Origin of the sequence: Pelosinus fermentans JBW45, from assembly GCF_000271665.2 — a bacterium.
Lineage (GTDB): Bacteria > Bacillota > Negativicutes > DSM-13327 > DSM-13327 > Pelosinus > Pelosinus baikalensis.
In genome coordinates this window covers 3,912,305-3,939,302 of sequence record NZ_CP010978.1, presented here as the reverse complement: position 1 = coordinate 3,939,302, position 26,998 = coordinate 3,912,305, and the positions used below count along the sequence as shown (strand labels likewise).

The 26,998-nt window shown below is 42.4% G+C and carries 20 protein-coding genes and 2 riboswitches; all 20 genes read left to right on the top strand.

Translation table 11 applies throughout. The features are described 5' to 3' along the window. Positions 1-2 precede the first annotated feature (2 nt). The 20 genes from JBW_RS17470 (at position 3) to JBW_RS17375 (ending at position 26,802) form a co-directional block, all read left to right on the top strand. Positions 3-1,571 carry an ABC transporter substrate-binding protein gene (locus JBW_RS17470; protein WP_007956108.1) on the top strand — a complete coding sequence of 523 codons (1,569 nt, stop codon included), beginning with the start codon at positions 3-5 and terminating at the stop codon, positions 1,569-1,571. Beyond that, positions 1,571-2,518 (top strand): ABC transporter permease, encoded by a 948-nt coding sequence (locus JBW_RS17465; RefSeq protein ID WP_007956106.1) that lies wholly within the window; start codon positions 1,571-1,573, stop codon positions 2,516-2,518. Before JBW_RS17470 ends, JBW_RS17465 begins: the two co-directional genes overlap by 1 nt. Next, positions 2,519-3,355, top strand: a complete 837-nt coding sequence (locus JBW_RS17460) for an ABC transporter permease (protein WP_007956105.1) — start codon at positions 2,519-2,521, stop codon at positions 3,353-3,355. 15 nt (positions 3,356-3,370) lie between these two features. Beyond that, the gene (locus JBW_RS17455) at positions 3,371-4,312 is read left to right on the top strand and encodes an ABC transporter ATP-binding protein (protein ID WP_007956104.1); all 942 of its coding nucleotides are present in this window, start codon (positions 3,371-3,373) and stop codon (positions 4,310-4,312) included. After that, the gene (locus JBW_RS17450) at positions 4,305-5,069 is read left to right on the top strand and encodes an ABC transporter ATP-binding protein (RefSeq protein WP_007956103.1); all 765 of its coding nucleotides are present in this window, start codon (positions 4,305-4,307) and stop codon (positions 5,067-5,069) included. Before JBW_RS17455 ends, JBW_RS17450 begins: the two co-directional genes overlap by 8 nt. A gap of 66 nt (positions 5,070-5,135) precedes the next feature. Next, positions 5,136-5,504, top strand: a complete 369-nt coding sequence (locus JBW_RS17445; protein ID WP_007956101.1) for a TonB-dependent receptor — start codon at positions 5,136-5,138, stop codon at positions 5,502-5,504. A 232-nt stretch (positions 5,505-5,736) separates the two neighbouring features. Next, positions 5,737-5,919, top strand: a riboswitch (cobalamin riboswitch). 397 nt (positions 5,920-6,316) lie between these two features. Continuing rightward, positions 6,317-6,500, top strand: a riboswitch (cobalamin riboswitch). A 191-nt stretch (positions 6,501-6,691) separates the two neighbouring features. After that, the gene (locus tag JBW_RS17440) at positions 6,692-9,565 is read left to right on the top strand and encodes a TonB-dependent receptor domain-containing protein (RefSeq protein ID WP_007956096.1); all 2,874 of its coding nucleotides are present in this window, start codon (positions 6,692-6,694) and stop codon (positions 9,563-9,565) included. 110 nt (positions 9,566-9,675) lie between these two features. Beyond that, the gene (locus JBW_RS17435) at positions 9,676-10,914 is read left to right on the top strand and encodes a hypothetical protein (RefSeq protein ID WP_007956094.1); all 1,239 of its coding nucleotides are present in this window, start codon (positions 9,676-9,678) and stop codon (positions 10,912-10,914) included. A 133-nt stretch (positions 10,915-11,047) separates the two neighbouring features. Next, positions 11,048-11,569 carry a hypothetical protein gene (locus tag JBW_RS17430; protein WP_007956092.1) on the top strand — a complete coding sequence of 174 codons (522 nt, stop codon included), beginning with the start codon at positions 11,048-11,050 and terminating at the stop codon, positions 11,567-11,569. Between the two features lie 189 nt (positions 11,570-11,758). Then, on the top strand, positions 11,759-12,724 hold the full coding sequence (locus JBW_RS17425; RefSeq protein ID WP_327078734.1) for a S8 family peptidase: 966 nt from the start codon (positions 11,759-11,761) through the stop codon (positions 12,722-12,724). Between the two features lie 30 nt (positions 12,725-12,754). Continuing rightward, the gene (locus tag JBW_RS17420) at positions 12,755-13,360 is read left to right on the top strand and encodes a hypothetical protein (RefSeq protein ID WP_007956089.1); all 606 of its coding nucleotides are present in this window, start codon (positions 12,755-12,757) and stop codon (positions 13,358-13,360) included. Between the two features lie 198 nt (positions 13,361-13,558). Continuing rightward, on the top strand, positions 13,559-14,215 hold the full coding sequence (locus JBW_RS17415; protein WP_007956087.1) for a helix-turn-helix transcriptional regulator: 657 nt from the start codon (positions 13,559-13,561) through the stop codon (positions 14,213-14,215). A gap of 187 nt (positions 14,216-14,402) precedes the next feature. Next, positions 14,403-15,611: a threonine ammonia-lyase gene (ilvA, locus tag JBW_RS17410; RefSeq protein WP_007956085.1), complete on the top strand. Its 1,209-nt coding sequence runs from the start codon at positions 14,403-14,405 to the stop codon at positions 15,609-15,611. 25 nt (positions 15,612-15,636) lie between these two features. Further along, entirely contained in the window at positions 15,637-17,031 is a 1,395-nt protein-coding gene (locus tag JBW_RS17405) for an amino acid permease (RefSeq protein ID WP_007956083.1), read from the top strand. Between the two features lie 32 nt (positions 17,032-17,063). Beyond that, positions 17,064-20,576 carry a pyruvate:ferredoxin (flavodoxin) oxidoreductase gene (gene nifJ / locus JBW_RS17400; protein WP_007956081.1) on the top strand — a complete coding sequence of 1,171 codons (3,513 nt, stop codon included), beginning with the start codon at positions 17,064-17,066 and terminating at the stop codon, positions 20,574-20,576. A 215-nt stretch (positions 20,577-20,791) separates the two neighbouring features. Next, the gene (gene manA, locus JBW_RS17395; protein ID WP_007956079.1) at positions 20,792-21,712 is read left to right on the top strand and encodes a mannose-6-phosphate isomerase, class I; all 921 of its coding nucleotides are present in this window, start codon (positions 20,792-20,794) and stop codon (positions 21,710-21,712) included. Between the two features lie 158 nt (positions 21,713-21,870). After that, positions 21,871-22,920 (top strand): glycosyltransferase family 9 protein, encoded by a 1,050-nt coding sequence (locus JBW_RS17390; RefSeq protein WP_007956076.1) that lies wholly within the window; start codon positions 21,871-21,873, stop codon positions 22,918-22,920. A gap of 172 nt (positions 22,921-23,092) precedes the next feature. Further along, positions 23,093-25,195 carry a BglG family transcription antiterminator gene (locus JBW_RS17385; RefSeq protein WP_007956067.1) on the top strand — a complete coding sequence of 701 codons (2,103 nt, stop codon included), beginning with the start codon at positions 23,093-23,095 and terminating at the stop codon, positions 25,193-25,195. A 1-nt stretch (position 25,196) separates the two neighbouring features. Then, positions 25,197-25,631, top strand: coding sequence for a PTS sugar transporter subunit IIA (locus JBW_RS17380; protein WP_007956066.1), 435 nt, complete (start codon positions 25,197-25,199; stop codon positions 25,629-25,631). 4 nt (positions 25,632-25,635) lie between these two features. Next, the gene (locus JBW_RS17375) at positions 25,636-26,802 is read left to right on the top strand and encodes a mannitol-1-phosphate 5-dehydrogenase (protein ID WP_007956065.1); all 1,167 of its coding nucleotides are present in this window, start codon (positions 25,636-25,638) and stop codon (positions 26,800-26,802) included. The last annotated feature ends 196 nt before the right edge of the window (positions 26,803-26,998 follow it).

Genomic DNA, 26,998 nt, shown 5'->3' with positions numbered 1-26,998 from the left:
TTGTGAGAAATTATTATCTTTATAAGACCGCATTAAGGTTATTTATAACCCTTAGCATCATGGTCAGCCTAGCTGGATGCTCTGGCAATACGGAACAACTAAATGATCCTGATAGGGAAATCGTCCTTGCTGCTGCAAGGGATCTCACCCCCGGCGATAAAGATCCTTACTATACCAGCTCTATCCTGCAGGTATGGGAGCCATTGGTAGGAATAGGCGAAGACGGCAGGCCCGCGCCTAAATTGGCAAAAAGATGGGAACACTCCTCTGACTATACAGAATGGATCTTTGAGTTGGCAGAAGGCATAAAATTTCATGATGGAACGCCATTTAACGCTGCTGCAGTAGTAAAAAATTTTGAACGGTATCGGAATATAACGCCCAGGGTATCAACCTTTTATCTTTTTGATATCAATAAAGTATATCCTAACCTAAAAGAAGTCGAAGCAATGGAGGGCAACAAAGTCAAATTGACATTCAGCCAACCATTTTCAACACTTATTTACAGCATGACCAATTTTGGCAGTGCGATGTTCAGTCCGTACTGTTTTGACAGCAGTACCGGTAATTTTAGCACCGCCGCATCCGGTACCGGTCCATTTAAGATTGCTAATCATGTTGCGAAGCAGTATACCGTACTGGAACGTAACGATGATTATTACGGCGGCAAAGCAAAAGCCAAAACGATCCGGATCAAGAATATTCCTAATGCCGAAACACGGTATTCAGCGTTAAAAGCAGAGGAAATAATGGGAGTTTTAGATATAGGTTCATTAACTCCTGCATTAACCAGTGAATTGATCAAAGACAATCGTTTTGCTGTAGCAATAGGCAAATCTACCATTACCCATTATCTGTTCTGCAATGGCGAAAAAGCGCCTTTTAACGATCCTCGCATGATAAGAGCCGTAAGCCTCATGATTAACAGGGATGTACTTGTGAAGAACTTTTTTCATGGTTATGCCATACCAACGGGTAATTTCCTCAATGGAGCATCCCCTTTTAGCAAAGAAATTAAACCCCGGCGGAATGTGGAGGAAGCAAAAGAACTGGCTAATGCCGTTTTAAAGGGCCAAAAGGCCAATATCACTTTTTTGCTTCCTCAATACGGAATTGACAGATACCCCTATAAAGAAATAACGGAGTTCATTCAAGCAGAGCTGAAAGAACTCGGCCTGAATGCCAGTATCGTCATTATGGACTGGGCCGCTATCCAGGATGCTAGAGCAACTGGTAATTACGACATCATCATCGGCACCCAGGGGCTGCCTAATCTTGAGCCGGCGATATTATTCAAAAATTATATGAAACGTACCGGCAGTGCGAATATGCAGTATCGGTTAGGCTATAACAACGACGAAGCCGAGCAATTGCTCGATCAGTTAGATGCCACGTTAGAAATAGCTGACAGAGCTAAAATATATGACTGGCTGCAGGATATATCTGTCGAGTCTCCGCCTTGTATACCCTTATTTGCTGATATGAATCTGGCTGTTCACAGCAAAAAAATACAAAATTATGAACCGCTGCTTTATGGTATAACATTAGATAAAATAGAGTGGGTAAAGTGATGAACGATATTTTATTCTATCTTGTCAAGAAATTATTGCTGATTATTCCTGTCTTATTAGGCATCACCATAGCAGCGTTTATACTCGGTGTTATATCACCAAGTGATCCTGCTGCGGTATTATTGAACATGGACGGAGTTTCTACTCCCAGTGCCCAGGAAATCGCCAATAAGCGCCATGAGCTGGGATTAGACCGTCCTTTTATCGTCCAGTATCTGTCATGGCTTCTGCAGATCCTCCATGGTGATCTAGGCGTATCTTACATAACCCAGCGTCCCATTTGGGACGAACTGATGCTGCGTCTGCCGGTAACCATCAGTCTGGCATCCTTCACATTGCTGCTGGTCATATTTACAGCTATCCCAATGGGCGTTTTTATGGCTTATAAAAACAATTCAAAAAGTGATTTTGTGCTCAGAACAGCAGCGTTGATCATTACATCCATACCGGCGTTTTGGCTGGCAATCCTATTCATGTGGATTTTTTCTGAAGAGCTGCATCTATTGCCAACCAGCGGATATGGTACAGTTGTTCATCTCATTATGCCTTCTTTTGCCTTGGCGGCGGGAACGATCGGCACCTTGATGCGTCTTCAGCGTGCTGCACTATTGGAAGTGCTGGAGCAGCATTTCATACTCACCGCAAAAGCAAAAGGGCTGCCATTTCCAATGATTATCTGGAAGCACGGTCTGTTGAACTCCCTTATTCCGGTAATCACCTTATTAGGGAATTACTTTGGCGCTATCATTAGTGGTTCCGCTGTGATTGAGTCTATCTTTTCTTTACCGGGTTTGGGCAGTTATGTATTAGAAGCGATAAGAGGACGGGATTATCCGGCGATCCAGGGATACGTCATCTTCACAGGTTTAGTCTTTGTTCTGTTTAATTTTCTGGTGGATATAAGCTATTTTTTATTAAACCCTAAAATACGCTTGGGAGGGAAGTAAGTGGTTAACATAAAACAACTTTCTATCATCTATAAAATTGCCGCTTTCATTTTGCTGCTGATGCTAAGCGGTGCTATTTTTGCTCCCGTTATCGCTCCTTATGATCCCAACCAAGTATTGCCGGATGAAACATTGCAATCTTGCTCTGGGGCTCATTTACTGGGAACCGATGCATTAGGGCGAGACGTATTCAGCCGTATCCTATATGGTGCAAGAGTTTCCATCCGTTTTGCCGTGGCAGCAGCTTTATGTACCATGCTTTTTGGGGTTACTTTAGGAATGATCAGCGGATATTTCGGCGGAATCATTGATACGATCATACAACTGTTGGTAAATATATTTCAGGGGTTGCCGGGAATGAGCATGATGATCGCGATTGCCGGTGTCATGGGGCCAAGTACAGCCAGTTTGCTGTTAGCTGTTACTTTGACCTCATGGGCAGGTTTTTCCCGAATTGTGCGCGGCGAGGTATTAAAAATACGGGAAGAAAATTATATTGAAGGCGTACGCAGCCTGGGTGCCAGTGCTTTTTACATCCTAGTGCATTATATATTGCCGAACATATTCAATTCCCTTATCATACTTTTCACGGTACGAATCGGCACGGTAGTACTGTCCATTGCTGCGCTGAGTTTTTTGGGTCTTGGCATGCAGCCGCCAGAGGCCGATTGGGGTGTTATGATCAATGACGCTAAAATATATTTCCGCAGCTATCCCAATCTGCTGTTAGCCCCTGGTTTATGCATATTAGCTCTATGCGCCAGTATCAATTTAATTGGCGATGCCCTGCGTGATCTCTTTAGTATCCAGCAGGATATAAACAAACAATATTTGTAGGAAGGGCTATATAAATTGGATAATAATGTTTATTTAAAAGATGTTACTATCTCCTTCAAGACTAAAGCAGGAACCGTGCATGCTGTAAACCACGTGGATATGACTTTCAATAGCGGGGAAATCACTGGCATGATTGGCGAAACGGGAAGCGGCAAATCCGTATTGGGCATGTCTGTTTTGCGCTTGCTGGCAGCGAATAGTCTGATAACCGGCAGTATTATTTACAAAAATATTGATTTATTGCAATTGACGGAAAAAGAGCTGAACCAGATCCGTGGCAAAATTATATCCTTTATACCGCAAAATCCGGATGCAGCCTTTGATCCTACCATGACTATCGGCAAACAAATCATCGAAGGCTATCGCTATCATGATAAAAAAACTAAAACAGCAGGCATTTCCCATGGCATCGGACAATTGCAAAACTATTCTTTTCATGAACCGCAGAAAACTTTTAACAGCTACCCATTTCAGCTAAGCGGCGGCATGCGCCAGCGAGCCTTATGCGCCATGAGTACCACACTTTCACCGGAATGGATCCTTGCCGATGAACCGACCAAGGGCTTAGATGCCATTATACGACAGGAAGTGTCTCAAGTATTTCAGGACTTGAAAAAAATAACAAATAGCAGCATTATCCTGATTACCCATGACTTAAGGCTTGCTCAGAGGATATGCGATACAGTCCTTGTCCTATATGCCGGTACGGTCCTTGAACAGGGGCCGGCTGGCAAAATATTTGATGAGCCGCTGCATCCATATACCTGCGGTTTGATCGATGCCCAGCCCCACAAGAAATTATTGCCTTTATCCGGTATGCCCCCCAGCCTCATTGACCTGCCGACAGGCTGCAAATTCCATCCCCGATGTTCCTGCCGAAAAGATATATGCTGCTTAACAGAGCCGGCTTTGCAAGAAGTAAATGGTCGATGGGTGAGGTGCTGGAAATATGCTTAATGTCAGCAATATAAGCAAAGAATTCAAAAGCGGCTTATTTGGACGAACCCATACCCTTGCCGTCAATAACGTTTCTTTTTCAATTAAAGCAGGACAAACATTGGGTTTGGTTGGCATGAGCGGGTCCGGCAAATCAACTCTTGGACGTCTTGCTCTAAAACTCATACCATGCGACACTGGCAGAATCATTTTCAATGGCATAGAGATCAGCCATTATACAATGAAGCAGATGAAAAAACTGCGTAAAGAAATGCAGATCTTGTTCCAAAATCCCGAGTCTTCGTTAAATCCCCGCATGACGATCGGCAAAAGTCTGGAAGAACCTTATCGATTCCATGACATCGGTGACAAAGAATATCTAGATGAGCAAATCGAGGAACAGCTGCAATTTGTCGGTCTCGGTACGGAACTACTAAACAGGCGGCCCTATCAATTAAGCGGCGGCCAGTTGCAGCGCGTTTGTATCGCCAGATTACTATTGCTTAGGCCCAAATTATTAGTACTAGATGAGCCTACCTCCATGCTGGATGTATCTGTTCAAGCCCAGGTAATCGAAGTGCTTAAAAATGCGCAAAAAAAACAAGGAATATCCTATCTGTTCATATCCCATGATCTTGATGTAATAAAAGCCTGTAGTGATGAAATTGCCGTAATGTATAAAGGTAGAATCATTGAGCAGCAAACCGCTGAAGATTTATACAAACAGCCAAAAGAAGAATACACGAAACAACTGCTGGATACCTTTTTAAATTTTTAGAGGCAATCTATGGGGAAACGATTCAATAAAGAAGGTGGAATAATACATTAAATAAAAGAGGTAATCATGTACTTAGATGCCCAAAGAGAAAAAACTGCAAAAGGTCTGCTGGATGGTTATCATGTTAACGGTGTTGCCGAATGGAGTGGTGTTCTGGCGCTGGAATACGAAGCTGATAAAAAGACTTCTATTATTAGTCGTGCTGTTTATAGCGGTTCTGCCTATGTTACCGATAATAAGGCACAAGTACCTTCTGTCGTGACTTTTGATTTAGGCATAAAACACAGAACTGCATTTTCCGGTACCCCTATAACCTTAAGTGCCATGTGCTACAACGTAGCTGACAAAGATTACTGGATCGCCAGAGGCGGATCGAGCACGATTGGATTATCCATGCCAAGAACCTTGATGCTTTCCGCAACGTTTGACATGTAATTATACATTGGAAACTGATTAATGATTTCTGACTGGAGGGAGATTCTTAAATAAAATTGAGAATCTCCCTCCAGTTTTATATGAGTGTAGAAAAATAGATGAAAACATTCTGGGCAAAAAAGGTCTGATTGAGTTTTTTATTTCATAGAGATAATAGTTGTATATTTATTTCCACAGGATTATAATGGAATAAATAGAATTCTTTGAATTTCATTTGAAAAAAGCAATTACAAAACTAAATATAGGTACAGGTGCCCGTAAGGGCTTCATAGAAAAGCCGGTTAAAGACCGGCGCGGTCCCGCCACTGTAATGGGGAGCAAATCCAAGATATGCCACTGGAACGAATCGTTCTGGGAAGGTTTGGAGGCGCAATGATCCTAAGCCAGGAGAACTGCCTGTACAACGATCACCGTTTTACCTGCGAGAGATGGGGAGGGGATTTGGATGCATTTTTGCATTTTTTTGTGCAGATAAATTGTCTGCATGGAATAAGAAGCCTCTTGGGACGGTGTCACAGGTGGCTTCTTTTATTTTCGTTGACGAAATACTACATGGCTGTGGTGATATTGGTAGGTTGTGGCTTTTATGCAATAAGTGGGTACATAAAAGAAGCAATAGTCTCTGTGAATTATCTTCACCAGAGATAAATGGTAGCAAATGAAAGGAGAATGATCAGGAAAAAATATGGGTGTTTTGATGGACAAGCTAAAAGTAAAGTTGGAATTCAAAATTTAGCGATGAGAGGATAAGAGAAAAGTCATACTATTGTGATAATGTAATACTGTTATGAAGCGATGCATAGGATTAGATACAACAGAATATCGGGATAGGTGCCCTTCGGGGCTTAATAGGGAAGACCGGTGTAATGCCGGCACGGTCCCGCCACTGTAACGGGGAGCAATCTCGCATCAATGCCACTGGAGCTTAGGCTTTGGGAAGGCGCGAGAAAGCAATGATCCGAAGTCAGGAGAACTGCCTATCTAACAATCACCATTTAACCTGCGAGTGACAGGGAGGAGATTACGTAAAGCTGCCGTAAATTTTTCTGGTGGTCCAACGTAAGCACTCCCAATATGGGAGTTTTTTTATTGCTATTATTTTATATGAGCAGCTGGATTATTGAATGCAGTAAGAACATCCAGCAACTATGCAAGAAGTAAAGAAAGTAACAAAGGAATGATATTTTTTGAACCATGTATATAGAATCATCTGGAATCGCGCCCGCTCCTGTTGGCAAGTCGTATCTGAATTGGCAAAGAGTACGGGAAAAACCCAAAAAACGCGCAAATGTCGCATTCTGCAACGGCTGACTCTGGGGCTGGGCTGTGCGCTGGTGGTCGGTGTCATGCCATTGGGCAGCCTGGCCTATGCCGCCGAATCTGAAGGCGAGGAGCAGCAGACAGACTATGATTTACCGGCGCTCACGGTAGAAGCCAAGCGCCCGGACTGGGAGTCCAAGCTCTCGCCCGGCACTGTAACTATCATCCGCCCGGAGGACTATAAGGGCGAGCAGAAAAGCCTGCCTGATTTGTTAAAAGACGTGCCCGGCGTCCATGTGCGAGAAGTGAATGGTAAAGGCCAATATACCACTGTCAGTGTGCGTGGATCGACGGCGGCACAGGTAGGGTTGTTTGTGGATGGAGTGCTGTTTAATCTTGGCGGCGACGCGGCGGCGGATATCTCCACTATTCCGATTAAAAACGTTGAGCGTATTGAGGTATACCGGGGATATATCCCGGCGCGCTTTGGCGGCACCTTTATGGGCGGTGTAATCAATATTGTGACCAAGCGTCCAACCAAGGAAAATATCACTGCCAGCATCGGGCAGCGCTCGTATGGCGGCTATATCGGCAGCTTACAGGTGGATGCGCCTCTGGGCAGCGGCAGTCTAATGGTGGGCATCAACCGGGAGCAGAGCGAAGGCGATTTCAAGTACAAGAATTATGCCAGCGATGAGCAGGTAGCGGCCTATGCTAGTCAGATTGACCAACGGAAGAATTCTCTGACAACAGTTGCCGAGCAAGGGATAGCCGATTTCAACACAGTAAAATCCCGGTCAGGTTATGAGACTGTAGCCACGCAACAGACCTTATCCGATACTCAGGCTGAATATTACCGAAATAACCCGGAAGAATGGGTGAAGTTTGCAACTGAAGTACTGCCCGGCGGCCAGACCGCCCTTTATGAAGCAGAGTATCAGGCTCTGTATGATTACGGGTATCAAAGACTAATAACGTCCAAAGCCTACACCGGTGACTCCAGTGCTAACCCAAATGGGATCATAAGCGACGTAAAGGGCTATGCCCAAACCTATTATAGGGAATTATACAATGATATGAGTATTAACATCAGTTATGCTGAGATAGCTGCCGATCCCGCCAAATATCTTGATATTTACGCGAACTATGTTGCAAAATCACGTACTGAATCTTGGAAGCCCGACGGAACGCAGATGCAGTCGCTTATGGCCGACATCGAGAAATATGAAAAACTCAAAGCCGAGCTGGGGGACGGAACCCGCTGGCGCCGGTATAACGACTATAAAAATACTGATGCTATTGTCAAATGGCAGGACGACCATTGGACAGTCAAAGGCGCCTGGAAGGAGATCGACCGGCATTTGCCTCAGCAGTTGTGGGATACTCCCGGAATAGCATTTGCTGCTATTGATTCGGGCAGGGATGCTGACGCTCACGGTGAAACAGGTCTGCCACTGAACATGGATAAAAAGCAAAAGCTGACCACCAAGGAGCTGCAGGCTGGTCGGCGCGACAATGCGGGCAATCTGGAGTGGGGCTGGTCGGTCAATTACCTGGATCAGGACAAAAGCTACCGCAATAATAGTACCTGGTTCAAGGATCTTTCTTACTACTGGAAGATTCCATTCCGCGAATGGAGCCGGTACGACTCTGAGCGCTGGGGCGGCATGCTTGACGGCACTTACAAGGCGGGGGACAATCATCTGATTGAGTTCATGGTCAACTACTCGGACGAAAAAATGCATATCGCCGGTTCCATGGTCACTGACGCCACCAACCCCGACACTGTCCGTTACCGCACTTTTTATAAGCAGAAAATGTTTAATGCCCAGGTGCAGGATACCATTGCGCTGGGGAAAGCGGGCGATTTATGGCTGACTCCCAGTATTCGCTATAATTCGTCTACCACCTTCGGCTCCAGTCCGCTGGAAGGTGACTACCAGCACAAATGGAACCAACAAGCCGAAGAAACCCAGAGCAAGACAACCTGGCAGCTGGCCCTGAAAAAACAAGTGAACGACAACTTCGCCCTGCGGGCCACGGGCGGGACCTATTTCCGGCTGCTCAACCTGTATGAGATTGCCGGCGACGGTGCCGGTATACTGCCGGCGCCGCGCAGTGACCTCAATGGCAACCTGATTTCCCTGTTCCCGCTGCCGGAAGAAGGCAAACAGTGGGATGTCAGCGCCCTCTGGGACGGCCGTACGCTGGGCGCCGACAGCAAGCTGCAGGTAACCTATTTCGGCCGCAATGCGAAAAACCTTTTGCAGTTGTGGCGCTATGGCTACGACTACTGGTGCTATAGCAACAGCGCGGAAGGACGGGCACGGGGCGTGGAAATGCAGGCCAATCTCAAATGGGACAAATGGGATCTGGATATTGCTGCCACCTATACTGACACCAAAGCCAGAATCAAAAATGACTCCCCTACCGGTACCAATGCCTACTGGAACGCCAAGCAGGCGTATGCTCCCGAATGGGAAGGATCGCTGCGGCTGGGCTACCGCCCTGACAATCGGACGCTGCTGTTTAGTGAGGTTAAATATTTGGGAGAAATGTTCACCGAGAGCACCAAGGTCAATAGTTTTAACCAGTGGTACGGTCAGGATGCACTGACCACCATTGGCTTGGGTGCCAAATATAAATTCTACCAAGGCTTGGAAGTGATGGTGGGCGTCAATGATGTCTTTAATAAGGGACCCAAGCTAAAAGCCTATAATAACCTCCAGAGTGAAGGGTACAATGTTGCATTCCCCATCCAGGGGCGCTCCTACTATGCAACCATGAGCTATACGTTCTGACTTATTTATGGTGTTGAGTTAAGGAGGTGATTCCAATGTAGAGCGATCAATAATAGTATAGACAGCTTTTAGAAAAAAGAAAAAACGAAAATAAAAGGAGTGTGTGTTCAATGTCTGAAAATTTGTTTGCGTATGCCATCAGCAATTATGTGAATAGTCAAGCCGGGGCCATTACTGGTTCCCGCAGTACGTCAAGTGTTGACACCGCCGCCGCTAAGGCCAAAATAACCGGTTTGAACGGTGATGCCGCCTTTTTTAATTTCTTTGAGCATAGCAATAGTCGTCTGGTGCTGCGTCAGTATAATGTTGCCAATCCCGGGAGTTTGATTAACAATCAGATCATCCAACCTCAGGGAAATTGGGCAGTGCCCCTTGCAAGCCATACTTGGGCTGCTGTCCGCAACCTGCACGCAGTTGCCAGTAAGGGCAACTGGTTGTACGCTACTGGCTATGACCTGGGAAAAATTGCGGCCGTGAATATGACTAGTGATGCTTTTACCCAGACGATGAGTTATGAATTCCCATTGACGGTGACCGGCGATGTGCATGGCGAAGGTCTGGCTGTTATTGGTGATTATCTCTATGTTCTGTTCAGCAGCAACCCAGAAGGCGGTTATGAGGTCTACGCCGACAGTTATGTGCTGCAATATGAAATTAATACTAATGGTACGCTAAACTTTATAACTAGTGTAAGAGTGGGTAGAAACGGCTTTACCCTAGAGCCTTGGGGCAATCAATTATACATATGTGCACTGGGCGGCGTGCAAAATGCCGGTTCCGGAAATGCTTTGACCCGCCTAAGCATCGTCACAATCGACGAAGATAATGAAATGAGTGTTAACAATGTTGCTTTGCCGTCCGGCTGGGCAGGTGACTTCCGCGATATCAGCATCGCCAACGCCAACAATGCCTATGTGTTTGTTGGGCATTATAATTCCAGCTTTTCCGCCATGGAAGGGAAAATTTACCGCTCGACCGTTGCCAATCTGGCAAACCCCAGCACAACCAACTGGACGGTCGTGGACAATGTTAATTCCGGTGGTTATTTCTGGGGCATACAGGCAGAAAGCACTCCTAGCCGTTTCTGGTTTGTCAGAGGCAACCAAATCGATGCCTATTCTTCCCTGCCTACGACAACTGGCGGCACACCCACTTCCTTTAATGCAGCTGCACTGAATGATGCCGGTTACACCGAAATCAATTCAGCTTGCTTTATCGCCCCTGATGCACCAGCAGCCAAAATGGCAGCAGGCACAGCTGCTGCTTCTGCTAAAGGCTTTGTCGGCCAAGCCAGACTGGCTCGTCAGGCAAAAGCGCTTGCCGACGAACTCAAAAAGAAAAATCCATAAGATATGCAGCCTACTCTGTAATTTATATTCTAAGCAAACTCTTTGGCGCAGTCTTTCACTTGCTGGAAGGCTGCGCTTAGGGGTTTAGTTACATTCCATCCATCGTAAAAGTTGAAAGGGAGCTTTGTTAACAATGAAAAAGATAATGCTGCTATTGGTGCTGTGCTGGCTGCTGCTTCCCGGTATTATCGTACAGGCGGAAGAATCAGATAGAATATCGCCGCCGGACTGGGAGATTAGTGTTCGACCCAAACCGAGCATGGCAGAAATTGAGCAGGAGCGCTGGTCGTATGTATTTACCAATGACATTGGTATTTACGTGTTTGACCATCAGTCATTGAGCATTGATGAAACAGATAAAACACAGGTGAATGTTCTAACGAAAACCATCTTTACCGATCCAAAAGTCATTGACAAGCTGAATGAGGTCTACAAAGAAAAACTGAACGAGGGGGATGAGGTTGCCTGCAGTGAAATTCAAATGGTCTTTCAACTCAAAAGGAAAATATATGCGGTGACTGAGACTCGGGTATTCAGCGCACGAGGAGTGGTTTTGGAAGATCGTAAGCAGCTTGTCAGATTTACATCTGTCCAACCAAAGACTTTTGCCGATTCTATGTACAATATCGCTCAAGACTATAAGCGAAGCAATTAAAGAGCTAGCTTTGGAATCAATAGCAGTAGAGTGCGAAAAATTCCCTATTATTACCAGAAGTGATCGAGTATAATGAAACTATATAGGATTCTTTTCCAGCTTATCAGGATGCTTTATTATGCCAAGAGGATCCTTATTGATCATGAATCTAAAGTAAGGCGAACTTAAGGAGGAATCAACATGCATGAAATGAAGCTTCTACCTTTTGAGGTGAAAGAAATCTTGGACAATGCGGAAAAAATACCCGATGGTATTCAATTAATGAAAGCACCGGAGGTTTGGGAGCCAAGCAAGCGGGGCAAAGGGGTGGTAGTTGCCATCCTGGATACGGGCTGCCAAGTGGATCATCCCGATTTGAAAGACCGTATTATTGGCGGGCGCAACTTTACAACTGACGATAATGGGGACCCGGATCAGTTTGGCGACAGTAATGGGCATGGTACCCATGTGGCGGGAACCATTGCTGCAGCCGAGAACAGCCAGGGTGTCGTCGGTATGGCTCCTCAGGTAGATTTGCTGATTCTTAAGGTACTTGACAGCAGCGGAAACGGAGGTTATGAAAATCTGATCAGTGCTATCGACTATGCCCTTCAGTGGCAGGGAGCAGAAGGGGAGAAAGTGCGTATCCTCTCTATGTCATTGGGGGGAGAAACCGATGATTCGGCTTTACATGACGCCATTGTCCGGGCGACGGATAGCGGGGTGCTGGTGGTCTGCGCCGCTGGTAATACGGGACAGGTTGAAAGACAGTTCCCCGGCGGGTATAACGAGGTAGTCGGTGTGGGAGCTGTGGATCTGAGCAAAAAGCTGGCAACCTTTAGTACAATGAATAAAGAGATTGATGTGGTTGCTCCGGGAGTGGAGATTGTTTCAACCTATCCTGGCAGCCGTTATGCCGTTCTTTCCGGAACCTCTATGGCCACACCCCATGTTGCTGGGGCCGCGGCCCTGATCATCAATCAATGCGAAAAGGACTTTGAACGCACCCTTACGGAAGCGGAGATTTATGCCCAGCTTTGCAAACGGACCAGTACGTTAGGCTATAAAAAAATAAAAGAAGGCAACGGTTTCCTGGATCTGACTGTCGGTTACCAGAATGTCTTGCATCCCATGGAGGTGGAAACGGCAGTTAAGCAAGGCGAAGTTGCTGGATAGCCTTTCACATTGCTAAAGGATGTGCTCATTATGATAAAAAAGTTGCTTTTATGGCCGCTGGCATTTTTATTTGCCCTACCAGGGTGGGCTTGTGCGACAGGAACGTCGTCAAAAACGGCTGAACTTCCCGCATCTTTTTACTCGGCAGCAGCCAAGCAAATTGCGGAAAGTTATGTGTTAGTGATTAAAGAGAAATATGCTGATCGGCAAAAGGATCGAGATTATCTCGAGGCTCAACTAAAATATCAAATCGCAGCGGCAAAATTTTCTGGATTGCGATCAACCATCGAATTAGAGGCGATTGGGGGAAATCGAATTCCCAATGTGAATGACTCCAAGTATCAGCCCATGGTAATGGAAGCATTAAAATCCTTTGATGAGTTTAGCGCGGTTTCTCAAAGAATTTTATTATCCTCTCATGATGGTAATTTCAGCGAGCAAGGGGTAAGTCCGCTTAATTTTTCTACTGTTATTACCGATATTTTTTCTTTTGTTTCCAGATTCCAGGAGCTATGGGTCAAACAACATGAAATCAGAGAGTTAAGGTTAAAAAAGTTAAGTGTATGGATTGATCAATATTACAATTGGTCAAATTGGGATGATATTGGCATAATCGCCAAGACAAATACACCATAGAGATACGAAAAACGACTAGTTATTTTTTGGCTAGTCGTTTTTCTCTGCCTGAAGACGATGTATTTGCATTGGATATAAGTAATACTCGAATTTTGTAAAAAAATAGGTGATAAAAAGTTATTACCATAAAAGGAAATTATTACAAAACAGCGAACTTTAAAAATATAGAGTAGATAATTCAGAAAAGAAGGAGATTATATGAAATACAAAAAACTGCTGGAATTATATATACCTTTAGTTGATTTTATTGCGGATATTATCGGACCGAATTGTGAAGTACTTTTACATGATATCGTTGATGTTGAAAACTCTGTGATTGCAATTCGAAATGGATATATAAGCGGTCGTTCTTTAGGATGTCCTTTAACGGATTTAGGTTTCAAGCTGCTAGAGAATAAAACGTATTTACAGCATAATGCTTTTGTCAATTATCGAAGTCGTAATGACAGGGGAGACAATTTAATCTCATCCACTTATTATATTAAAGATGAAGCAGGAAGTTTGATAGGCATGCTTTGTGTTAATATCTTAAATGCCTCTGATAACCAGGGGCATAAAATTCTAGGTGAATATCCTTTAAAGACATTGCTTAGCAATGCAGTTCAAATAAATAACAATGCAGAAATAACGGAATCATTAAGTACTTCTTTAGATCATGTAGTAGATAATGGGATTCATAAGTTAATTGCCAAATACAATATTGCAGTGGATAGAATGTCGCCTGAGGAAAAGAGTGCTATTGTACAGGAACTGCGTGAAAATGGAATCTTTAAGATCAAAGGTGCCATAACAAAGGCTGCTGCCATTTTAAAAACATCCGAAAGTACAATTTATCGATATATGGCAATGAAATAGATAGTGCTGTAGGATGAGTATTTTGATACCTGTCAGGATTTCTTTAAGAGAGACCTGTTGAATAAAGGTACAAGGAAAAAGATGGGAGGAAATACATATGAAAGAAATAATCAGAACGTCGAAGGCTCCAGAAGCAATTGGTGCGTATTCACAAGCCGTAAAGGTGGGGGAATAAGGATGTGATACAATGCATGTTTCCTTAGAGGATGTAGAAAAGGCCAGAAAAACCCTTGCGGGTGTGATTTGCAGGACAGGATTGGCGTATACCAATACGGTGAGTGAGATGAGCGGCAATCATGTGTATCTCAAAATGGAAAACCTGCAGCGAACAGGTTCTTTTAAACTGCGGGGGGCTTATAACAAAATAGCGAATCTAAGTGAAAAAGAAAAGAGTAAAGGAGTGATTGCATCATCCGCAGGTAACCATGCTCAGGGAGTAGCTCTTGCAGCGACCACCTTTGGCATTTCTTCCACCATTGTGATGCCTAAACATGCGCCGTTATCGAAGGTCAATGCCACTCGGGGATATGGAGCAAAAGTCGTTCTTCATGGAGATGTTTATGACGAAGCCTATGCAAAGGCTCGATGTATTCAGGCAGAAGAGAATTCTACCTTTGTTCATCCTTTTGATGATCCCATGGTGATTGCAGGTCAGGGAACGATCGCTTTGGAGCTTTTAGAAGACTTGCCTGAGGTAGAAGTGGTGGTGGTGCCAATTGGCGGCGGTGGTTTAATCTCTGGTATGGCAGTTGCTTTAAAGAATCTAAAGCCTTCAATCAAAATCATCGGGGTGCAGACTAAGAATATGCCCTGCATGGCCGAAGCAATCTCCAGGAAGTGTATTGTCACCATTGATAAAATTCCAACGATCGCAGATGGAATTGCAGTTAAGACTCCAGGGAATTTGAATTTTGACATTGTTAAACATTTCGTTGATGATATCGTTACGGTAGACGAGGAAGAAATAGCAGGAGCCATTCTGCTGCTGCTGGAAAGGATCAAAACCATAGCAGAAGGGGCGGGCGCTGCAGCCATTGCCGCTGTCTTACATCGCCTTTCTCAATATAAAGGGCGTAAGATTGCAGCCGTAATCAGTGGTGGCAATATTGATGTCAATACTATGACACGCATTATCAATAAAGGTATGGTGAAGTCTGGTCGTAAAGTCTTTTTTGATACGATGATTTCCGATAAACCGGGGACATTGTGGACATTGCTGCAATTGATTGCTGATGCAGGTGCAAATGTACTTGCCGTAACCCATAGCCGTGATAACCAAGGTGTGGCTTTAGGATATGCCAAAGTCGAGTTGGAGCTGGAAACTGCTGACAAGGAACAAATCTATGCCATCAAAAGGTTAATGGAAGAAAAACAGTACTGTGTAAATATTCGATAAGAGTGAAAGGAGAAAGAACATTATTATGGAAGAAAAAGAACTAACCAGAGGGCTAAAGTCACGGCATATTGAATTGATTGCTTTGGGGGGAACCATTGGTGTTGGTCTTTTTATGGGGTCAGCGAGTACGATAAAGTGGGCAGGTCCTTCTGTATTGCTTGCTTATGCATTAGCAGGTATTATCATGTTTTTTGTTATGCGCATTATGGGGGAAATGCTTTACCTAGAGCCAATGACAGGTTCTTTTGCAACCTATGCCCATAAATATGTCAGCCCGTTAGCTGGTTATCTGACTGCCTGGTGTTATTGGTTTTTATGGGTTACAGTTGGAATGGCGGAAGTAACGGCCATTGGAATTTATGTTAAGTACTGGTTTCCCATCATTCCCCAATGGCTGCCAGCTTTGGCAGGGGTGGCGATTGTGGCAACGGCAAATTTAGTTGCGGTTAAGTACTATGGTGAATTTGAATTTTGGTTTGCACTCATTAAAGTAGCGGCGATCGTTGCTATGATTGTGATTGGACTTGGCATGATTCTTTTTGGCTTCGGCAATGGCGGTCAGCCTGTTGGTATCGAAAATCTATATATTCATGGTGGATTTTTTGCTGGTGGTTTAGAAGGTTTTTTATTTGCTCTTTGTCTGGTAACGGCGTCTTATCAAGGAGTTGAAATGGTTGGCATTACCGCTGGTGAAGCACAAGATCCTAAAAACACCTTACGTCGTGCTACTAAAAATATTATTTGGCGTATTTTAATTTTCTATATTGGAGCCATATTTGTTATACTAGCCATTTATCCATGGAACCAAGTCGGTACAATCGGCAGTCCCTTTGTTATGACGTTTGCCAAAATTGGAATTGTTGCTGCTGCTGGTATTATCAATTTTGTTGTTTTGACTGCCGCTATGTCAGGGTGCAACAGTGGGATTTATAGTGCAGGCAGAATGCTTTATACCTTATCCAAGAACGGTCAAGCTCCTAAATTCTTTGGCAAGGTATCAAAAAACGGGATGCCTGGCAATAGTATTATGGTTACAATTTCTTGCTTATTATTAGGTGTATTTTTAAACTACATCGCTCCGGAATCCAAATTATTTCTATACATTTACAGTGCTAGTATTCTTCCAGGCATGATCCCCTGGTTTGTTCTGGCATTTAGTCAGATTGCATTCAGAAAAAAATGGAAAGAGGAAATGAAAACTCATCCTTTCAAGTCCCCGTTTTTTCCCATTAGCAATTATGTAACGGTTATTTTCCTGCTATTGGTGTTGATTGGAATGTGGTTCAATGATGATACTCGCGTTTCATTAATCGTAGGAGGTATATTCTGCACGATTGTCATAGTAAGTTATTATGTTTTCGGTTTGGGGAAAAATCAATCTGCAAAAGAATTAGATGATACTCATAATAAAGTTAGTTAATAGGAATGAATACAGAAAGAAGGGAGTTATTTATGGCAAGAAAAATGAAAACAATGGATGGAAATACAGCAGCAGCCCATGTTTCTTACGCTTTTACTGATGTAGCTGCGATCTTTCCTATTACGCCATCATCCAACATGGCAGAGCTTGCAGATGAGTGGGCAGCTCAAGGACGAAAAAATATTTTTGGGCAAAGAGTAGAGATTGTTGAAATGCAGTCAGAAGGAGGCGCAGCAGGAGCTGTGCATGGCTCCTTGCAGGCAGGGGCTTTAACGACCACCTATACCGCATCGCAAGGTTTGCTTTTAATGATTCCCAACATGTATAAAATTGCCGGAGAACTGCTGCCGGGAGTATTTCATGTAAGTGCCAGGGTAGTTGGTGCTAACGCCATCAGTATTTTTGGTGATCATTCAGACGTTATGGCGACTCGGCAAACCGGCTTTGCCTTATTGGCAGAAAGCAGCGTTCAACAAGTCATGGATTTGGCAGCAGTTGCTCATTTATCAGCCATTAAAGGAAAAGTTCCCTTTTTAAACTTTTTCGACGGATTTAGAACTTCCCATGAAATTCAAAAAATTGAGGTTCTCGAATATGAGGAATTGGCTGACCTTTTGGATTGGCAGGCTCTAGATGAGTTCCGGCGAACTTCTCTTAATCCTGATCACCCAACCTTGAGAGGAACCGTACAAAATTCTGATGTTCACTTTCAACAGCGGGAAGTATCCAATCGCTATTATCAGAAGTTACCGGAAATTGTCGAAGGGTATATGGCGCAAATCACTAAACTTACTGGCCGGGAATATCATCTGTTCAATTATTATGGGGCGCCGGATGCGGACAGGATGATCATTGCCATGGGTTCAATGTGTGAGGCGGTTGAAGAAGTAGTTGATTATCTGAATGGGAAAGGGGAAAAGGTTGGATTGTTGACAGTCCACTTATATCGTCCTTTTTCCATCGAACATTTTATGAAATACATTCCAAGAACTGTAGAAAAAATTGCTGTCTTAGATCGGACAAAAGAAATGGGGGCTTTTGCTGAACCTCTTTATCTTGATGTTAAGGCAGCCTTTTATGGGAAGGAATGGATACCTCAGATTGTGGGAGGACGCTGCGGTGTTGGCGGCAAAGATGTTATCCCCAGTCATATCCAAGAGGTTTTTGAAAATCTAAAAGCCGTCAGTCCGAAAGATCATTTCACTGTGGGGATTATTGATGATGTAAACCATACTTCACTGCCTCTTGGTCAAGACATTGATACGACTGTACCCGGTACCACAGCATGCAAATTTTGGGGGCTTGGTTCAGATGGAACGGTTGGTGCCAATAAAAGTGCGATAAAAATTATCGGTGATCACACGGATATGTATGCCCAAGCCTATTTTGCCTATGATTCTAAGAAATCCGGCGGCGTTACGATTTCACACTTGCGCTTTGGCAAACAACCGATAAAGTCCCCCTATCTTATCAATAAGGCGGATTTTATTGCCTGTCATAATCAATCTTATATTTATAATTATCCTGTATTAGATGGACTTAAAAAAGGCGGCAGTTTTCTTCTGAACTGTAGATGGAGTCAGGCGGAAATCGAAAGTAAGCTGCCTGCAGTTATGAAGCGCTATATCAAGGAAAATGATATTGAATTTTATACCATTGATGGGGTTGGCATTGCTGAGGAGATCGGACTTGGCGGACGGATAAACATGATCATGCAGTCTGCTTTCTTTAAAATTGCTGATATTATACCTTTGCATGACGCGATGAGATTTCTAAAAGAGGCAGTGTGGAAATCTTACGGGAATAAAGGGGAAAAAGTGGTGGCTATGAATCATGCTGCCATTGACAAAGGAATATATTCCATTGTTAAAATTCATGTTCCCGATGACTGGAAAGACGCTCTTGATGGAGCAGTCCATAGAAAAGAAATTCCCGATTTTATCGAACATGTACTGGTGCCGATGAACCGCCAGGAGGGGGATCATCTGCCGGTAAGTGCCTTTCTTGACATGGAAAATGGAACTTTTCCTTTAGGTACTTCGGCTTATGAAAAACGTGGTATTGCCATTCATGTTCCTGAATGGCTGCCAGATAATTGTATTCAATGTAACCATTGCTCCTACGTATGCCCTCATGCAGTCATTCGACCAATATTACTAAATGGAGAAGAACTAACCGCTGCACCTGAAGGATTTTGTACTAAGGCGGCTGTCGGCGTGAAAGACCTGAATTTTCGGCTAGCGGTTTCTCCTTATGATTGTACAGGCTGCGGCAATTGTGCCCAAATTTGTCCCGCGAAGGAAAAAGCTTTGCAAATGAAGCCACTGGCTTCTCAGCTTGGGCAGGCTCCGTTGTGGGATTATGTTATGAAGATTTCGCCTAAAGCTAATCCGGTCAATATCTTTACCGTTAAAGGCAGTCAGTTTGAACAGCCGCTTTTAGAGTTTTCCGGAGCTTGTGCCGGCTGCGGGGAGACTCCTTATGCCAAACTGGTCACTCAGCTTTATGGTGAGAGAATGATGGTAGCCAATGCCACGGGCTGTTCTTCCGTCTGGGCTGGCAGTGCACCTTCCATACCCTATACGAAGAATCATCGCGGGCATGGTCCTGCGTGGGCGAATTCACTGTTTGAGGACAATGCTGAATTTGGATTAGGTATGCACTTGGCAGTAAAGCAATTGAGAAATCAATTAGCACTTCATATTGAAAAAGCTGTTAAACTGCCTTTCGGTGAAGAATTTAGGCAGGCTTGTGAAGATTGGCTAATCCATAAAGAGAATAAAGAGGGCACAAGGGCTAGAGCCGATAAACTGATTGCCGCCTTGGAAAAGGTAAAAGGTCAGGATGCTTTGTTAGATACCATCTATACAAATCGAGATTTTCTCGTAAAGAGATCCCAATGGATTTTTGGCGGCGATGGCTGGGCCTATGATATTGGTTTTGGCGGACTTGATCATGTACTGGCTAGCGGTGAAGATGTCAATATTTTGGTTTTTGATACAGAGGTATATTCAAATACTGGCGGACAGTCTTCGAAAGCTACCCCTGCTGCGGCAATTGCTAAATTTGCAGCAAGTGGCAAGAAAACCAAGAAAAAAGACTTAGGGATGATTGCCATGAGCTATGGGTATGTGTATGTAGCGCAAATTGCTATGGGAGCTGATAAGAATCAAACCCTTAAGGCGATTAGCGAGGCAGAGGCTTATCCGGGACCATCGCTGATTATTGCTTATGCACCTTGTATTAATCATGGCTTACAGCTTGGTATGGGCTTTAGTCAACTGGAGACTCAGCGTGCAGTAGACAGCGGCTACTGGGCTATGTATCGATATAATCCACAATTAAAGGAAAATGGAAAAACACCATTTATTTTAGATTCCAAAGAACCAAGCATGAACTTTCAAGAATTTCTGATGGGCGAAGTGCGTTATGCATCCTTGATGAAACAGTTCCCAGAGGCGGCAGCGGCCTTATTTGAAAAGACAGAACTAGATGCAAAAGAGCGACTTCGAAACTATAAGACATTGGCGGCTATAAAAGAATAGAAAGGACAAAAACTGGCACTGTTTATTACGGTGTCAGTTTTTATTTAAAAAAATGAACTCATCGGATAAAGGTAGAACACCAATTATAAAATGGTATATAATAGAATAGGTGATGTGAAGATAAATCATTGTAATGATAGAATTAATTTAGGAGAATATACTAGTTAGCCAACATAGAAAGTCTGTTTCCAATATCGTATTAAGGGGGTAGAAGAATGTATCCGTTAAAATTTGCACCTGTTTACCAGGAACGTCTTTGGGGTGGTACAAATATAAAAAAAGTATTTGGCAGAAAAATTACTAGTGATCATATCGGAGAGAGCTGGGATTTATCAGGTCATAGCAATGGCATGAGTATCGTGGAAAACGGTTATTTAGCTGGTAAAAGCTTACATCAATTGATGATAGAGTACCGAGAAAAATTAATGGGAAAGAAATTTGCAGAGGGGAAATCCTTTCCTTTACTAATTAAAATTCTTGATGCCAATGATAATTTATCCATTCAAGTACATCCTGATGATGAGTATGCTCATAGGGTGGAGGGAGAAGCCGGTAAAACAGAAGCCTGGTATGTGGTACATGCAAAAGATGATGCACATATCATATATGGTCTTAAAAATCATATTACTAAGGAAGCATTTATTAAGGCAGTAGAAACACATCATATTAGTGATGTTCTAAAAAGAGTGCCTGTGAAAGCAGGAGACATGATCTATGTTCCCTCAGGTACCGTTCATGCTTTGCTGGAAGGCGTGATGGTATATGAAATACAACAAAATTCAGATACAACCTATCGAATCTACGATTATGATCGAGTAACAAAGGATGGAAAACTGCGAGAGCTGCATATCGATAAGGCTCTTGATGTCATAAATTTCGCAGAGCAGCCAAGTTGTGTATTTACGGATCGTAGTATTACATGTCAGTACTTTTCCGTGGAAAAATTATCTGTTACTGGGGAGTTACATGAAAAAACAAAAGAGATGTTTCTCATATATTGTGTAATCGAAGGATCAGGTGAGGTTATTTATCAGGATAAGAGGGAAAGCCTAAAACCTGGAGATACGGTACTCATTCCAGCATGTTTAGAAAATTTCACATTACGAGGTAATCTTCGACTTTTACAAATAACATGAATAGGATTTGATGCTGGTGAAGAATTCAATCTTCAAAGAAACTGTAATTTTCAATAGGATGATCGTTACAGGATTTTTTTTACTAAATGAGGTACAATACCTATAAACGTTATAGGTAAAATGAGCAGCGGTTCAAATCTACAAAGGCAGGTATTTTCGTGTCTAAGGAAATATTGATTATCAGACTCAGTTCAATTGGTGATGTGATTCATTGTACGCCCGTAGCTAGTTCTTTGAAGGCTGCCTGGCCCGATTGTAAAATAACATGGATGGTTGGTGGGGTCTCAGCAGACCTCTTACAAGGCAATCCTTATATAGATGAAATTATTATATGGTCAAGGGAAAAATTTGAAGACTATCTTAGAAATTTTAAATTTAGAGAAGCTTTGAGAATGTGGCGTGACCTAAAAAAACAACTAAAGGACCGGCAGTTTGATGCGGTCCTTGATATTCATGGTCTTTTTCTTACAGGAATGATTGCCAAGCAGGCAAATACCAAAAAACGTATTGGTATGAAAGGAACAAAAGAACTCAACTCTCATTTTATGACCCAGACTGGGGAAGCCCTTAGTAAGCATATTACCGATAAATATCTCGCAGTTTTGCCTTGTTTAGGAATTGAAGCTGTAAATCATAAAATGAGCCTTGTTGTGCCTGAGGAAGCTAGGAAATTTGCCAGAGATTTATTGCAGCAATATGCTGTTTTACCAGACGAGAAGATTGTAGTGCTCATTTTGGGGACGACTTGGATCACCAAAAATTGGCCTATTGCTTTTTTTATAGAGACAGCCAAGCTTCTTGGCAAGGATTTCCGGATCATTCTATGCGGCGGAAAAGCAGAAGTTCAATTAGGTAAGGAAGTCGAGACAAAGGCAGGGGTTCCTGTCATCAACACCATTGGACAAACCAGTCTGCTGGAAATGGCAGGTATCATAGAGCAGGCTTCTGTAGTAGTCTCTGGAGACACAGGGCCTCTGCACATGGCTGGGGCCCTGGAAGTTCCAACAGTTGGCATGTTTGGACCGACAGACCCTGCTACTTATGCTCCCCAAGGAGAGCAGCATGAGGTTCTTTCTTCCACACTTTCCTGTTCCTACTGCCATAAAAGGCGATGTCCTAAGGAGGGAGAGGGAACATGCATGGAAAGTATAACCCCTGAAGCGGTGGTTCAGAAGGTGTATGAGATTCTGAAAAGAGGAAGAGCATAAACAACGGTTTGTGAATGGAAAACATGTAGAAATGTCAACAAGTCCTATGACGAAATTCAATTTTCATTTTATTGAAAAGGTCAAATATGTGATATATGATAGGAACATAGAAACAATAGTCACGCTAGTTGTACAGCTAGCGTGAACTCTTTCTTAAAGAGGGGTTATGGTTATGAATATTACCTCAAGACAGCGTATGATATTAACTATTTTATTAACCGAGGCCCAAGGAATAACTGTTAATGAAATTGCAGAGCGAATTGAGGTAAGCACACGTACCATTCATCGAGAGCTAAATGATCTTGAAGATCTTTTAGCGACCCATCAATTGCAGCTAGTTAAAAAAGCAGGTATTGGTATTTTTATTGAAGGTGATATAAAACAAAAAGAAGTAGTCAGGTCGTTGTTATATAGCCAAAGAGTGGCAGAATATTCAGCGAAGGAACGAAAATTGTTGATTTTATGTCAGCTGCTGGAAGCCAAAGAACCGATCAAATTGGTATCAATGGCTCATGATTTTAAAGCTACAATATCAACGATAAGCAATGATTTAGATGAGTTAGAGGCTTGGATTCGAACCTATGATTTAACATTGATTCGCAAAAGAGGTTATGGTGTTGAATTATATGGTACAGAAAATGCAATTCGAAAAGCGATGAGTACGCTGATTTCGGAAAACTTGGATGAATTTGATTTGTTAGGAATATTGAGAGACAACATTTATGAAAAACCTTCCAAGCATATTAGTACCGTATCGGAGCGCTTGTTGGGACTCATTGAGAAAGAAAAACTGATTATCATTGAAAATTCTCTGCGGGATTTAAAAAATGATCTTCCTTACCCTTTAGCGGATAGTTCATTTATTGGCTTAGCAATACATTTAGCTCTGGCTATTGAACGTATTGAAAAAGGTGAAAAGATCGGCTTTGATGAAGCATATTTAAAGGACTTAGAACGTACTCCAGAATTTCAAATTTCGGAAAAAATTGTGCAGACCCTTCGAAATCGCTTTCAATTAGACATACCTGTTGCCGAAATTGGTTATATTACGATGCATTTGCGAGGCGCAAAATTGCGAAGTGCCCACGACGACTATTTTGAATTTAAAAACGTGGAACTTGCCTTACAGGTGAATAAACTCATTAGTTTTTGTGAAGACAAACTTGATGTTGTACTAAATCAAGATCCAACATTAATTCAAGGTTTATTGGCCCATATTGAGCCAGCAATTTTCCGCATTCAAAAGAATATGAAGATTCGCAACCCCTTACTGGATGAAATTAAAAGTCGGTACAATCATTTGTTTCAGATTGTGAAAGCAGCAGTCGATGCTATTTTTACAGAGTTGTCTGTTCCAGATGAAGAAATTGGCTATTTAGTGATGCATATCGGTGCTTCTCTTGAGAGAAGCCGGAGTGATTGCCGTAAACAGTATCATGCACTGGTTGTATGTGCAAGTGGGATCGGATCATCAAAAATATTGGCAAGCAGAATCAAAAAAGAATTACCCGATATTGGCTACACAAAAAATATCTCCATGTTTGATGTGGAGAAAACCCCTAAAAGCGAGTATGACATTATCATTTCAACCGTTCATTTATCCATTCCCTCTCAAGAATATATTTTGGTTAGCCCCTTGTTAACACGAGATGATGTTAAGCATATCACTCTCTATCTAGAAAGTTTAGGCGATTGCAAGCAAAATGCCAAATCGACTTCCCCTTTACAAGAGGATGATTTTTTAGGAACATTAAGAATGTATCAGTCTTATATTAGCCATAGTATTGAAATTATCGAGAATTTTGCTTGTCATAGCATAAATAATCATAATATGAATACCGAAGGCATATTGGGTTTGATTTGTGAAAAATTTGAGAAAAATCATATCATCAGTAATAAACAGGAACTGATAAAGAATTTATTAGAAAGAGAAAAATTAGGCGGCTTAGGGATTTCCAATATACAGCTAGCATTATTTCACAGCAGAAATAAAGACGTTTTAAAACCGGCTTTAATGTTATATTTTCTGGAAAAACCAATTATTATTAAATCTATGGATAATAAATTTACCAATGTTGATAAGCTATTATTGCTTCTGGCACCTGCCAATATTTCCAGAGAGGGCCTGGAAATCTTAAGTGAAATCAGTTCCCTATTAGTAGAAGAAGAGATTATAGCAGTATTAGCCGCAAAAGAGGCGGAAGGCATACGTTCATTCTTTTTAAAAAGTTTATACGCATATATTATTAAAAAAATAAAAGGGAGAGATATGTAATATGGAAAACGTAATTTTTTCTGCCGATAAAATTGTAATGGATGCTAAGATTTCAAATAAGCAAGAAGCAATCACTTTAGCTGGGCAGCTCCTGGTTCAAGGGGAGCATGTGACTGACGATTACATCAAGAAGATGTTTGAGCGTGAAGAATTGATGACGACTTATATTGGTAATGGTGTAGCAATTCCTCATGGCACAAATGAGTCAAAAGAATTTATAAAATCTTCTGGGATATCCATTATACAAGTACCTAATGGTGTAGATTTTGGCAATGGTAATATTGCTTATTTGATTATCGGTATTGCGGGAATTGGTGATGAGCACTTGGAAATACTCTCCAATATCGCAATTGTTTGTTCAGAAGAAGAAAATGTTAAAACTCTTGTTAATGCTACGACCAAAGAAGCAATTATTGAAATATTCGAAAGGGGTTGAGCATATGCTTGCAGTACATTTTGGTGCGGGTAATATTGGCAGAGGTTTCATTGGACAATTATTGCATCAAGCCGGCTATAAAATATGCTTTGTTGATGTAAGTGATGAATTGGTTGCAGAAATCAATCGACGCCAGGAATATACGGTGTCCCTTGCCAGTGAGGAAAAAACTACATTTGCAATTCATAATGTAGTTGCCTTACTTAGCAAAAATGAAGAAGCTGTCGCAGAAGCCATTGCTTCTGCTGATCTGGTAACAACAGCTGTTGGACCGAATATTTTAAAGTTTATCGCTCCTGTCATTGCAAAAGGGATTCAAAAACGAATCAAGGCAGAAGGCAAAGCTCTAAATGTGATTGCTTGTGAAAACATGATTGGCGGAAGTTCAGCCTTAAAATCGTTTGTTTATGAATCTCTTAGTGAGCAAGAACAAAAACAGGCGACGTTGGTCATTGGCTTTCCTGATGCTGCTGTAGATCGCATTGTTCCCTTGCAGAAGCATGACGATAAGCTATGGGTTACCGTAGAGCCTTTTTATGAGTGGGTTGTCAATCAGTCACAGGTGCTAGGTGCTGTACCCCAGGTAGAAGGGATTACCTATGTAAGTGATTTAGGACCATTTATTGAAAGAAAGCTGTTTACCGTCAATACCGGTCATGCAGCTGTGGCCTATCTTGGCTATTTGCTTAAATTAGGCAGCATTGATCAAGCAATTCAAAATTCTTATGTACTGGATATCACAGAAAAGGTGCTGCATGAAACGGGTGCGCTGTTAATCGCAAAACATCATTTTGATAGTAAGCAGCATGAAGAGTATATTCATAAAATCATCAAACGCTTTAAAAATCCCTATATATCGGATGAAGTTACCCGAGTGGGGCGTTCTCCTATTCGAAAATTATCAGCAAAGGATCGTTTGGTAGGACCTGCACTGCAAGCATTAGAGTATGGTATTACACCTTCTGGTTTATCATTAGTAATTGCTGCTGCCCTACTTTTTGATTCTAAGGATGATCCCGAAGCTGCGGAAATACAAAACCACATAAAAGAAAATGGTATTGAAGCGACAATTCAAAAATATACTGGAATTTCGAAGGTGAGCCCTCTATTTGCCTTGATTCTAGAAACCTATAAGAAAGCAAAAGCTCAAATCAACTCTACAAGTATTTAAAAGTTTTTTACCAACCAAAAAGGCGCAATGCCGCTGATGCGGCACACAAAGGAGTGGAGATAATTTTGGATGTGGTATGTTGATATTTATTTTTGCAATATAGAGTTTAAACTTTAAAAGTATAATGATATAATTGTAGAAAAATTAATAGGAGGACTATTCATGTATTTTAAACCTTTATTTGAAAATGATGTTC

What these genes read in the sequence shown, in the direction of transcription:
- JBW_RS17415 (WP_007956087.1), top strand. Translation starts at nt 13,559, where the DNA reads ATGAAATACAAAAAACTGCTGGAATTATATATACCTTTAGTTGATTTT.
- JBW_RS17465 (WP_007956106.1), top strand. Translation starts at nt 1,571, where the DNA reads ATGAACGATATTTTATTCTATCTTGTCAAGAAATTATTGCTGATTATT.
- JBW_RS17450 (WP_007956103.1), top strand. Translation starts at nt 4,305, where the DNA reads ATGCTTAATGTCAGCAATATAAGCAAAGAATTCAAAAGCGGCTTATTT.
- JBW_RS17405 (WP_007956083.1), top strand. Translation starts at nt 15,637, where the DNA reads ATGGAAGAAAAAGAACTAACCAGAGGGCTAAAGTCACGGCATATTGAA.
- JBW_RS17425 (WP_327078734.1), top strand. Translation starts at nt 11,759, where the DNA reads ATGAAGCTTCTACCTTTTGAGGTGAAAGAAATCTTGGACAATGCGGAA.
- JBW_RS17430 (WP_007956092.1), top strand. Translation starts at nt 11,048, where the DNA reads ATGAAAAAGATAATGCTGCTATTGGTGCTGTGCTGGCTGCTGCTTCCC.
- JBW_RS17380 (WP_007956066.1), top strand. Translation starts at nt 25,197, where the DNA reads ATGGAAAACGTAATTTTTTCTGCCGATAAAATTGTAATGGATGCTAAG.
- JBW_RS17385 (WP_007956067.1), top strand. Translation starts at nt 23,093, where the DNA reads ATGAATATTACCTCAAGACAGCGTATGATATTAACTATTTTATTAACC.
- nifJ (WP_007956081.1), top strand. Translation starts at nt 17,064, where the DNA reads ATGGCAAGAAAAATGAAAACAATGGATGGAAATACAGCAGCAGCCCAT.
- JBW_RS17375 (WP_007956065.1), top strand. Translation starts at nt 25,636, where the DNA reads ATGCTTGCAGTACATTTTGGTGCGGGTAATATTGGCAGAGGTTTCATT.
- manA (WP_007956079.1), top strand. Translation starts at nt 20,792, where the DNA reads ATGTATCCGTTAAAATTTGCACCTGTTTACCAGGAACGTCTTTGGGGT.
- ilvA (WP_007956085.1), top strand. Translation starts at nt 14,403, where the DNA reads ATGCATGTTTCCTTAGAGGATGTAGAAAAGGCCAGAAAAACCCTTGCG.
- JBW_RS17445 (WP_007956101.1), top strand. Translation starts at nt 5,136, where the DNA reads ATGTACTTAGATGCCCAAAGAGAAAAAACTGCAAAAGGTCTGCTGGAT.
- JBW_RS17420 (WP_007956089.1), top strand. Translation starts at nt 12,755, where the DNA reads ATGATAAAAAAGTTGCTTTTATGGCCGCTGGCATTTTTATTTGCCCTA.
- JBW_RS17435 (WP_007956094.1), top strand. Translation starts at nt 9,676, where the DNA reads ATGTCTGAAAATTTGTTTGCGTATGCCATCAGCAATTATGTGAATAGT.